Here is an 8,625-nt window from a genome sequence, read left to right on the forward strand (position 1 = left end):
CCATCGTCCAGCTTCGCGTGATATTCCTTGCTGATGTAGTTGAGCGCCTTCTCCTGGAAAGCCGGCGTGCGCAGCCGCGCGATGAGCAGCGCGACCTCGCTGCCGACCTCCCCAGCCAGGCAGGCTTTGCGGACGGCGGGGCAGGCTTCCAGCAGCTTCAGCCGGCCGTACACATAGCTGCGGCTCTTCCCGAACTTCGCCGCCAGGTCGTCGGCTGTCAGGTTGTCGCCATCGATCATGGCCTGGAAGCCTTCGGCCTCCTCGATCGGGTGCACGTCGGCGCGCTGCAGGTTCTCTGCAACCTGCGCACTGCGTGCCTCGGCATCGGTCATCGTGCGGACCATGCAGGGTACCGTCAGCAGGCCGGCCGCCGCTGCCGCGCGGAAGCGGCGGTGCCCAAAGACGATCTCGAAGCCATCGATGCCCATGATGACGGTCGGCCGGGCAAGCAGCGGCTCGTGGATGCGACCCTCGGCCACGATGTTGGCGGCCAGGTCGTCGATGCCGACGAAGGTGCGCCGTGGATTGAACGGGCTCTCGTGGAGGTGATTCAGCGGGATGGCAGTGATGTGTTCCATAGGTGCTCCGTGGGTGTTCAGCGGCCGAGCTGGTGGGCTTGCTCTTGGCGTTGGAAATCGAGGAAGTCGGCGCGCTCGCTGAAGGCGTTGCGCCAATCGCTCCAGCGGGCCGTGCAGCGCTTGCGGGACATCAGGTCSACCCAAGGCGCCGTGGGCACGCCCTGCAGGACTTCCCAAGGCGTGCCGCCGCCGGGCAGYAGCTGGGCGCGCTCGGTTGCCAAGGCGATCAGGTCGGCGCGTTTRATCGCGGCGGCGTGCGCGGTCGAGGCGACGTGGATGGCAAAGGCACTTCGGATCACGCGCTCGAAGCGGTGCTCGAAGGCTGCCCACGGCGCGCCGATCTCAGTCTTCACCGGAGTGCTGAGGTCGTTGGTGAAGGCCTCRTGTGCRTCGTGCATCAGCGCGGCGAGCAGACCGTGCGACGGCAGATTGAACTCACGCTCGGCGATTTCGCAGACCAGCAGCGAGTGCTCGGCGACGCTGTACGGCCGRCAGGTKGCRCCGGTGAAGCGGTTGATCTGCGCAAGGTGGTGCGCGATGGTCGCGAGGGTGATGCTGGCAAGCCGTGGCTGCTGCAGCGATACCTCATCGCCGGTGGAGGTGGTGATCCAGGTCATTTGACGTCCTGTGCAGGCGTGTTGAAGCTCGCCGCCTGCGATGGCGCAGGCGGGCGGGAGAAAGGGTGGGGAAGGGCGGCGGCGCGCCGTCAGGCGTGCAGGCTGTCGAAGTTGATGCGCATGAATCGGGCATCAGGGCCGCAGCCGCCGAGCGACGCTCGCATGACGGTGACGGGGCGCCAGCGATCGGACGCGACCGCGGCCGGGCAACAGCAGACCAGGTCGGTGCCGTCGTACATGCGGTGGTCGCACAGCTCGCAGGCGCGGTAGCTCGTGGCGTCCCAGTCGGCCGGCGTGGGTAGGGGCAGGGCGGCGGCGATCACAGGCACCTCGCGCTGCAGCTGCGAAGGGTGGAGAAGCTGCGCACCAGCATGTCGATGACATCGAAGCTGTGCGATGCGACGACCTGCAGCGCGCCGCGCGTGCCGTCGCTGAGCGTGTAGCGGGCGAGGTAGCGGCGGCTCATGCTTCGCTTGCCTCCGGCGTGTGCTGCGCGAACAGGTCGAGCCACGCACTGGCTGCAGAAACCAGCGCCGAGAGCTGCCCATGCGACAAGAGCAAGTAGTCTTGGTGCGGGGCGGAGATCTGGAAGCGGATCGGGTTGCCGGGTTCTCGCTCGCCGATGTCAATCTGCGGCCAGGTGCCCGATTGGGCGATGAGCTTGATCGACACCACTTCCGATGCTGCCACCGTCGGCAACTTGTGAACGACGGCGCTCATGCGCACCTCGTCGAGGTTTGCTCAAGACGCAGCACGTCGCTGACTGCGCACCCGGTGATGAGGTGCGCAAGGCGTTGAGCTTCCTCGGCGTCAGAAGCGCGCAACTGGACGAAAGGAAGAACACCCGTTTCGCTGATGCTCGCGAAACCAGCGCGATCGGCGGGGTGGTAGGTGCAGCGGTAGCTGCTGTGGGATGCATTCATCGCATTGACTCCATCGGTGTTCGATGAAGAATTATGCGATTGCGAATAACGCATTGTCAATGCGTTATCGCATAAATATCGATTCTAGGGGGTGGCCTCTATGGCTCGCATCATCCCCAGCGAGCCTGAACGCCAACGAGGACCGCCACTACTTTCAGGCCGTCTCTGTCGGCCTGCAAGGTTTCATACGCGGCGTTCTCCGCAGCAGCTTCCCATGCGCCGCGGCGTCCCTGCCGGAATAGGCGAAAAAACCATTCGCCGTTGTTGTCGACGACCAGGATCCCGTCTCCAGGGCGCGGTGTCTCGCGTGTATCGAACTTGACGATCTGGCCTGCTCTAACTCGTGGCGCCATCGCATCGTCCGGCACGGCCACCTCGAAGACGGCCGGCAGCTCTCCCTCCATCAATGCCCCCCAGTCCAGTTGTTTGGCGCCAAGCTTGACACTTGACTGGCTCATGGGGTGAGCTACTGACACTTTTTTTCGCGGTGTCGTTGGGGATGTTGGCGCGACGGTGGTGATCCCCAGTTCACGTGCCACTTCGGTCGCGACGCGCTCGTCGTAGATCGCCTCGACCGGGATATGAAAGTACTCGGCGATTGGCACGGCAGTGGTGCGATCCGGGTTCGCCACCTCACCGCGGGAGAACCGGTGGATCTGCGGCTGCAGCTTGGCCTTTCCGATCTTCTTCGCGAGGGGAAGCGGACCTAGGCCTTCACGGTGCATGAGGGCAGCGATTAGCTCAAAAGGCTTCATTCCGACACTGTGCATCGTCGCATAATGCGTTGGGGCATAGACAAATAATGCGATAACGCATAAAGTGGTGCCATGAGTGACACCACCGGCTTGATCAAGTGCCTTCGGGACAGGGGCATGACCCAAACAGAGATCTCCCGTCGCACGGGAATTCCGCAGCCACGATTGTCTCGTTGGCAACGAGGAGACGTGCCCGAGGCGGCCGATGACGCCCTACGGCTTGCGGCTCTTGTGACGGAGCATGGGACACCGAATAGCGCCTTGCCACGGAGCGCTGCATGAGCGCGGCCTCCATCACGCGCATCCCTTGCCTTGCGCCTCAACTGTCGTCGAGCGCAACCGCAGCGCGTCGTCCAGCGCTTCCCACAGTCGCCGCGCCGCCGGCACGCCGAGGCACAACGTGGCAGGGGCCGGTGCTCCTGGCGCCCGAAGCGTCACCTCCAGCGCCCCCAGCGGCCCGATAGGCGAGGGGATGTCGACGAACTCGACGCTCACCTGCGCGAACACGCTGCCCCAACGCATTTCTCCCTCCATGCCTCTGCCTCCGATCGTCGCTGCGCCACAGCGCGATCGGGTTCCTTGTCCCACCTGCGCTCACTGGTGCGCAGTATCGGGATCGGGGCAGGGCGCTTCCATAGCAACCCCCACGGACCCATGCCATGAACGTCCAGACTGCAGCCTTCAACCTCGTACACGACTACCCCGGCGGCGCGACCGCGCTCGCACCGCTGCTCGGCAAGAGCGCTTCGACGCTCAGCCATGAGGTCGATCCCAACTACCCGACCGCCAAGATCGGCCTGGCCGACGCCCTCAAGCTCACGCTGCTGACGAAGGACCGGGGCATCCTGAATGCCTTCGCGCTCGCCAGCCACTGCATGGTGCTGCCGCTGCCGGCCTGCGCCGACGGCATCGACGACGACACCTTCAAGGGCGTGACCCGCATGGCGCGTGAGTTCGCCGAGGTGATCGGCCAGATCAGCGAGGTGACCGCCGACGGTGCGGTGACCGACAACGAGCTGCGCCGCGTCGAGGGCGAAGCCGCCGAGTTGATGTCGGCCGTGCAGGCCGTGCTCATCGCGCTGCGCGTGCGCAACGAAGCGGCCAAGCCGCAATCGATGCGGGAGGGTCGCTGATGCACGCGCAGATCACATCCACGCCGAGCCTCGCAGTCGATGTGCTGGCGCGCGACACGCTGGAGCGCCTGAGCGCTGACGACCTCGCGACGGTCCGCGAATCCGAGTTCATCTTCGCGGCCCTCGCGAAGCACCATGAGCGCACAGCGCGCCTCACCTACCTGCCGCTGGGCATCTGCCGCAACTGCGAAGAACGTTGCGCCCCGGGCGAAGCCTACTGCGACGACGACTGCCGCACCGACCACACCCAACGCGAATGCCGGCGAGCCCGCCTGCGCGCCTGACCGACCTCTGACATGACTCAACGACAAGATGCATTGCGGCCCACGCGGCTGCAAGGGAAGGGTGTTGCCCAATGAGCACGCTCGCAATGGCCATCTGCTGGCCGCTCAAGATGCCGCCGCCCCAGAAGGCGGTGCTGATCAGCTTGGCCGACCAGGCGAACGACCAGGGCTTCTGCTGGCCCAAGGTCGAGACGATCGCGATGCGCACCTGCCTGTGCGAACGCACGGTGCGCAACGCCATCCGCTGGCTGGAGGAGGCGGGACTGCTGCGCGTCGGCATGGGCGAGATGCGCTCCAACGTCTACACGCTGACCCTGGACGGCGTCCGTCCGGGCGCGCCCACCGGCACCGACCCGGCGCTGATCGCCCGCGGCGCCAGTTCGCTCAACGCGCCTCGAAACAAGGCGGCACCACATGCCCCCTTCGCAGGCGCCCGAACGGCCTCTTCAGACCCATCGATCCGGGTCACACCGGCACCACATGCCGCCCGACCGGCAGCGCATGCAGGTCAAGCGGCATCAGGTGCCGGTCAAAGCTCCTGCGATGACCTGTTCGACCCGGCACCTGCTGCAGGTCAACCGGCACCGCATGCACCCCAACCGGCACCACCTGCCGGTCAGACCGGCACCACGTGCCCCCTAACCGTAATAGAACCAATACAAGAGCTATACCCCCAACCCCCTGAAGGGGCTGAAGACCCTCGGCAGGACGATGGGGGCGACACCAAGGCATCGAGGCACAAGCCGCTGGTGAGCCTCGCCACCTTCCTCGCCGTCTGCAAGGCTGCCGGGGAGAAGCCCATCCCCGAGGACCACCCGGTGTTCGGCTACTGCGACCTGGTCGGCATCGACCGCGACATCCTGCTGCTTCACTGGCGGGAGTTCAAGGCCCGCCGCACCGCCCAGGGCAAGCGTCAGCGCGACTGGCGCCAGACCTTCTTCAACAGCGTCCGCGACAACTGGTACCGCCTCTGGTACCTGAAGCCCGGAGAGGCTGCCCACCTCACGACCCAGGGCCTGCAGGCGCAGGCCATGCTGCAACACGACCAAGGAACCGCCGAATGAGCCGCCGACCCGATGCACTGAGCGCCCCCCACAGCGAGGAAGCCGAGCACGCGGTGCTGGGCGCGCTGCTGTTCGACAACCAAGCCTTCGAGACGGTCGGCACGGTCCTGAAGCCCGAGCACTTCTACCAGACCGACCACCGGGCGATCTACGAGACCATCAGCGAGCTGCTCAGGGCCGGCAAGCTGGCCGACCTCGTGACCGTCCACGACAAGGGTCACCACAGCATGGTGTACCTGAACCAGCTGCTGTCCTGCGTGACGAGCGGCCGGGCGGCGCTGCGCCACGCCGAGCTGCTCGTCGAGCGCTGGCGTGAACGCGAGGTGATGCGCCTGGGCTCGACGATGGCCGACGAAATCATGCGCGGTGCGCACGATGCGAAGGGCAAGCCGCAGCCGGTCGACCAGCTCATCGACCAGATGATCACCAAGCTGATGGCGCTGAACGCTGTGGCCGACCGCAACGAACCGCGTGACATCAGCGAGCTGGTCGTGAGCTACCTCGACGACCTGCAGAAGCGCTACGACGGCGCGGAGACGACCATCCAGACCGGGCTGAAGGATCTCGACCACTGCACCGCCGGCGGCGGGCGGCCCGGCGAACTGTGGGTGATCGGCGCCAGGCCGAGCATGGGGAAGACGGCCATATGCCTGACGCTGAGCCGCCACGTCGGCCGCAAGCACCACGTGCTGATGCTCACGCAGGAAGACAGCCTGAACTCGCTGACGGCCCGCCAGGTCGCCGCGGCAGGCCGCGTGAACCTCGCGGATCTGCGCAATCCGCGCAAGGCGCCGGAGAGCATGTGGGAGGGCGTCAGCGAGGGCATCGATGCGCTCGGGAAGCTGCACATTGCGATGGACGACCAGGCGGCGCTCTCCATCATGGACGTGCGCCGCAAGATCCAGCAGGTCAAGCGCAGGCACAAGAAGCTGGACCTCGTGATCATCGACTACCTGCAGTTGATGGAGGGCGACGGCGACAACCGGAACCAGGAGCTGGGCAAGATCGCCAACGGCCTGAAGCGGGCGGCCAAGGAATTCGGCGTCTGGATCATCCTGCTGTCGCAGATGAACCGCGAGGCCGACAAGCGCAGCGGTCCCCCGCAGATGAGCGACCTGCGCGACAGCGGCGACATCGAGGGCGCGGCCGACCTGATCGGGCTGCTGCACCGCGAGCACCGTCGCAACCCGACCGAGGCCAACAAGTTCCACGCCGAGCTGCACGTGGTCAAGCACAAGAACGGTCCGACCGACACGCTGAACTTCACCTTCGACGGCGCGTTCCAGCGCTTCACCGATTGGGAAGGGCCGGCTCCGATGAAGAGCATCAAGGCGCAGCGCGGCGGCGGGCTCGACTGACCGAGGGAGGAACGACATGCTGACGATGAACATCCGCTTCGATGCGGCGCAGATCGCGAAGGCGTTCGGCGAACTGCAGCAGGAGCACCCGAACGTGATGGCGCAGGCCATCAACGACACCACGCGCGAGGTGCGCGACGCGCAGGTCGCCGAGATCCGCGACCGGTTCGACAACCCGACCGCGTTCACGCTGCGGGCGCTGCGCACCACCTTCGCCACGCGGACCAAGTTGCAGGCGATGGTGTGGCTGAAGGACGGCACGTCGCGGGCGCACTACCTGATCCCGCAGATCGAAGGCGGCAACCGGCCGCTGAAGCGCTTCGAGGAGATCCTCGTGCAGGCCGGGCTGATGCGCAAGAACGAGCGCGCGGTGCCGGGCGCAGCCGCCAAGCTCGACGCCTACGGCAACATGGGCCGCGGCCAGATCGTGCAGATCCTGAGCCAGCTGCAGGCCTTCAACCTCGCGGRCTCCGATGCGAACGCCACCAGCTCGAAGCGCTCGAAGGCCAAGCGCAGCAAGGTCGAGTACTTCGTCGCGCACGGCGGTGAGTCGAGGCAGGGCCGCGGCTCGTGGAAGCACGGCGACAAGATGCAGCACCTGCGGCGTGGCGTGTGGGCGCGGTACCGCTTCAGCGCGGGCAGTGCGGTCAAGCCCGTGCTGTTGTTCGTCAACGGCACGCGGTATGGCAAGCGCTTCGACTTCGTGGGCACGGCACAGCGCGTGATCGACAGCCGGTTCAAGTCGCACTACGAGCAGCGTATGCAGAAGCAGCTCGCGAAGCTCGGGCTCGCGGCGGGAGGGCAGGGCGCATGACGTTCGCACCCCGGTCGGCCAAGGCCTCGACCCCACCCCCCACCCCCCTCATCGGGTCCTCCCGGGAGAGGTCGGTCAAGGGTAATTCGAACCCCGTTCGCACCGTAGTTGCGGGCGTTGCTTAAGGGGGTTGTACCCATGGAAGCGATGCAACAGCCCCTCTCTCACCCGCTGACGCAGGAGCAATTCGGCGACCTGGTCGGCGTCAGCCAGCAGGCGATCAGCGAGCTGCTCGCTCGCGGGATTCTGAAGGCGGGCCAGCCCGCCTCGGCCTGGCTGCGCGCGTACACAAAACACCTGCGAGAACAGGCGGCGGGCCGCGGGGCCGACGGCGAACTGGCGCGCGAGCGCGCCCGCCTCGCCCGTGAGCAGGCCGACCGCGTCGCAATGGACAACGCGGTGAACCGCCGCGAGCTGGCACCGGTCGCGGTGCTGGAACTGGTGCTCGCCAAGATGGCTGGCGATGTGGGCAGCCTGCTTCAGGGCCTGGTGCCGCGCGTGCGCCGTCGCGTCGAGCTGCCCACCGAGGCGTTGCGCATCTTCGAGGAGGAAGTCAGCAAGGCGCGCAACCGGGCGGCGGCGCTCAGCCTCGCGGATGCCGAAGACGAACCCGATGAAGAGGAGGATGGAAATTGACCGAACTGACGCCTATGCTCGACGCAGTCGAGTCCGTGTACGTCGAGCCGCCCATGTCGCTGGCGGACCTCGGCACCGAGCAGCGCGACGAGATCAACGCGGCGCTGCGCCGCGGTCTGCGTCCGCTCGAAGCGCCGCCGCCGATGCGCCTGTCGCAATGGATGGCCGAGCACTTCTACCTCAGCGAGGAGAGCAGCTACGAGCAGGGGCGGTGGGAAGCCTACCCGTACCAGATCGCCATTGCCGACTGCATCGGCCACGACGAGATCAACCACGTCACCTGGCGCAAGTCCGCTCGCACCGGATACACCAAGATCTTCCTGGCGGCCGTCGGCTATTTCGCCGAGCACAAGCGTCGCAACCAGGCGGTGTACCAGCCGACAGACGAGGACCGCGACGACTTCGTGACCACCGAGCTGGAGCCGATGCTGCGCGACGTGCGCGTGATGCGCCGCGTGTTCCC

Annotated in this window: 16 protein-coding genes; 8 read left to right on the forward strand and 8 right to left on the reverse strand. The window is 66.5% G+C overall.

What is annotated here, in order from left to right; genetic code table 11:
- The 7 genes from AC1DXV_RS27635 to AC1DXV_RS27665 form a co-directional block, all read right to left on the reverse strand.
- Positions 1 to 578 (reverse strand): ParB/RepB/Spo0J family partition protein (locus AC1DXV_RS27635; RefSeq protein ID WP_477936580.1); only part of this gene is annotated, 578 nt, incomplete at its 3' end.
- Between the two features lie 17 nt (positions 579 to 595).
- Entirely contained in the window at positions 596 to 1,195 is a 600-nt protein-coding gene (locus AC1DXV_RS27640; protein WP_477936582.1) for an HD domain-containing protein, read from the reverse strand.
- An 89-nt stretch (positions 1,196 to 1,284) separates the two neighbouring features.
- On the reverse strand, positions 1,285 to 1,524 hold the full coding sequence (locus AC1DXV_RS27645; RefSeq protein WP_477867850.1) for a hypothetical protein: 240 nt from the start codon (positions 1,522 to 1,524) through the stop codon (positions 1,285 to 1,287).
- Positions 1,515 to 1,661, reverse strand: a complete 147-nt coding sequence (locus AC1DXV_RS27650) for a hypothetical protein (protein WP_477867852.1) — start codon at positions 1,659 to 1,661, stop codon at positions 1,515 to 1,517. Before AC1DXV_RS27650 ends, AC1DXV_RS27645 begins: the two co-directional genes overlap by 10 nt.
- Positions 1,658 to 1,915: a hypothetical protein gene (locus tag AC1DXV_RS27655; RefSeq protein ID WP_477867854.1), complete on the reverse strand. Its 258-nt coding sequence runs from the start codon at positions 1,913 to 1,915 to the stop codon at positions 1,658 to 1,660. The genes AC1DXV_RS27650 and AC1DXV_RS27655 overlap by 4 nt, the downstream gene beginning before the upstream one ends.
- Positions 1,912 to 2,118 (reverse strand): hypothetical protein, encoded by a 207-nt coding sequence (locus AC1DXV_RS27660; protein WP_477867856.1) that lies wholly within the window; start codon positions 2,116 to 2,118, stop codon positions 1,912 to 1,914. Before AC1DXV_RS27660 ends, AC1DXV_RS27655 begins: the two co-directional genes overlap by 4 nt.
- Positions 2,119 to 2,228: 110 nt before the next feature.
- Positions 2,229 to 2,888: a S24 family peptidase gene (locus tag AC1DXV_RS27665; protein ID WP_477936584.1), complete on the reverse strand. Its 660-nt coding sequence runs from the start codon at positions 2,886 to 2,888 to the stop codon at positions 2,229 to 2,231.
- 57 nt (positions 2,889 to 2,945) lie between these two features.
- Here AC1DXV_RS27665 and AC1DXV_RS27670 point away from each other — a divergent pair, with 57 nt between their 5' ends.
- Positions 2,946 to 3,155 (forward strand): helix-turn-helix domain-containing protein, encoded by a 210-nt coding sequence (locus AC1DXV_RS27670; RefSeq protein ID WP_477867860.1) that lies wholly within the window; start codon positions 2,946 to 2,948, stop codon positions 3,153 to 3,155.
- Between the two features lie 12 nt (positions 3,156 to 3,167).
- Here the strand turns inward: AC1DXV_RS27670 and AC1DXV_RS27675 are convergent, their stop codons facing one another.
- Positions 3,168 to 3,395 (reverse strand): hypothetical protein, encoded by a 228-nt coding sequence (locus AC1DXV_RS27675; protein ID WP_477867862.1) that lies wholly within the window; start codon positions 3,393 to 3,395, stop codon positions 3,168 to 3,170.
- 137 nt (positions 3,396 to 3,532) lie between these two features.
- On the opposite strand from AC1DXV_RS27675, the gene AC1DXV_RS27680 reads away from it, so the two are divergent.
- The 7 genes from AC1DXV_RS27680 to AC1DXV_RS27710 form a co-directional block, all read left to right on the forward strand.
- Positions 3,533 to 4,006 carry a phage regulatory CII family protein gene (locus AC1DXV_RS27680; protein WP_477936586.1) on the forward strand — a complete coding sequence of 158 codons (474 nt, stop codon included), beginning with the start codon at positions 3,533 to 3,535 and terminating at the stop codon, positions 4,004 to 4,006.
- The gene (locus AC1DXV_RS27685; protein ID WP_477936588.1) at positions 4,006 to 4,290 is read left to right on the forward strand and encodes a hypothetical protein; all 285 of its coding nucleotides are present in this window, start codon (positions 4,006 to 4,008) and stop codon (positions 4,288 to 4,290) included. Before AC1DXV_RS27680 ends, AC1DXV_RS27685 begins: the two co-directional genes overlap by 1 nt.
- 71 nt (positions 4,291 to 4,361) lie before the next feature.
- The gene (locus AC1DXV_RS27690) at positions 4,362 to 5,354 is read left to right on the forward strand and encodes a helix-turn-helix domain-containing protein (RefSeq protein WP_477866847.1); all 993 of its coding nucleotides are present in this window, start codon (positions 4,362 to 4,364) and stop codon (positions 5,352 to 5,354) included.
- Positions 5,351 to 6,712 carry a replicative DNA helicase gene (locus AC1DXV_RS27695; protein ID WP_477866845.1) on the forward strand — a complete coding sequence of 454 codons (1,362 nt, stop codon included), beginning with the start codon at positions 5,351 to 5,353 and terminating at the stop codon, positions 6,710 to 6,712. Before AC1DXV_RS27690 ends, AC1DXV_RS27695 begins: the two co-directional genes overlap by 4 nt.
- A 16-nt stretch (positions 6,713 to 6,728) precedes the next feature.
- Positions 6,729 to 7,526, forward strand: coding sequence for a hypothetical protein (locus AC1DXV_RS27700; protein WP_477936590.1), 798 nt, complete (start codon positions 6,729 to 6,731; stop codon positions 7,524 to 7,526).
- Between the two features lie 138 nt (positions 7,527 to 7,664).
- The gene (locus AC1DXV_RS27705) at positions 7,665 to 8,162 is read left to right on the forward strand and encodes a terminase small subunit (RefSeq protein ID WP_477936592.1); all 498 of its coding nucleotides are present in this window, start codon (positions 7,665 to 7,667) and stop codon (positions 8,160 to 8,162) included.
- The coding region (locus AC1DXV_RS27710) for a phage terminase large subunit family protein (RefSeq protein ID WP_477936594.1) at positions 8,159 to 8,625 on the forward strand (467 nt) is incomplete at its 3' end. The genes AC1DXV_RS27705 and AC1DXV_RS27710, both read left to right, overlap by 4 nt.

It is taken from the genome of Rhizobacter sp. P3_C12, from assembly GCF_056402735.1.

Excerpts from the sequence above, each read along its gene's own strand:
- AC1DXV_RS27680 (WP_477936586.1), top strand. The coding sequence starts at position 3,533 with ATGAACGTCCAGACTGCAGCCTTCAACCTCGTACACGACTACCCCGGC.
- AC1DXV_RS27655 (WP_477867854.1), bottom strand. The coding sequence starts at position 1,915 with ATGAGCGCCGTCGTTCACAAGTTGCCGACGGTGGCAGCATCGGAAGTG.
- AC1DXV_RS27660 (WP_477867856.1), bottom strand. The coding sequence starts at position 2,118 with ATGAATGCATCCCACAGCAGCTACCGCTGCACCTACCACCCCGCCGAT.
- AC1DXV_RS27695 (WP_477866845.1), top strand. The coding sequence starts at position 5,351 with ATGAGCCGCCGACCCGATGCACTGAGCGCCCCCCACAGCGAGGAAGCC.
- AC1DXV_RS27670 (WP_477867860.1), top strand. The coding sequence starts at position 2,946 with ATGAGTGACACCACCGGCTTGATCAAGTGCCTTCGGGACAGGGGCATG.
- AC1DXV_RS27675 (WP_477867862.1), bottom strand. The coding sequence starts at position 3,395 with ATGCGTTGGGGCAGCGTGTTCGCGCAGGTGAGCGTCGAGTTCGTCGAC.
- AC1DXV_RS27685 (WP_477936588.1), top strand. The coding sequence starts at position 4,006 with ATGCACGCGCAGATCACATCCACGCCGAGCCTCGCAGTCGATGTGCTG.
- AC1DXV_RS27665 (WP_477936584.1), bottom strand. The coding sequence starts at position 2,888 with ATGCACAGTGTCGGAATGAAGCCTTTTGAGCTAATCGCTGCCCTCATG.
- AC1DXV_RS27650 (WP_477867852.1), bottom strand. The coding sequence starts at position 1,661 with ATGAGCCGCCGCTACCTCGCCCGCTACACGCTCAGCGACGGCACGCGC.
- AC1DXV_RS27690 (WP_477866847.1), top strand. The coding sequence starts at position 4,362 with ATGAGCACGCTCGCAATGGCCATCTGCTGGCCGCTCAAGATGCCGCCG.
- AC1DXV_RS27705 (WP_477936592.1), top strand. The coding sequence starts at position 7,665 with ATGGAAGCGATGCAACAGCCCCTCTCTCACCCGCTGACGCAGGAGCAA.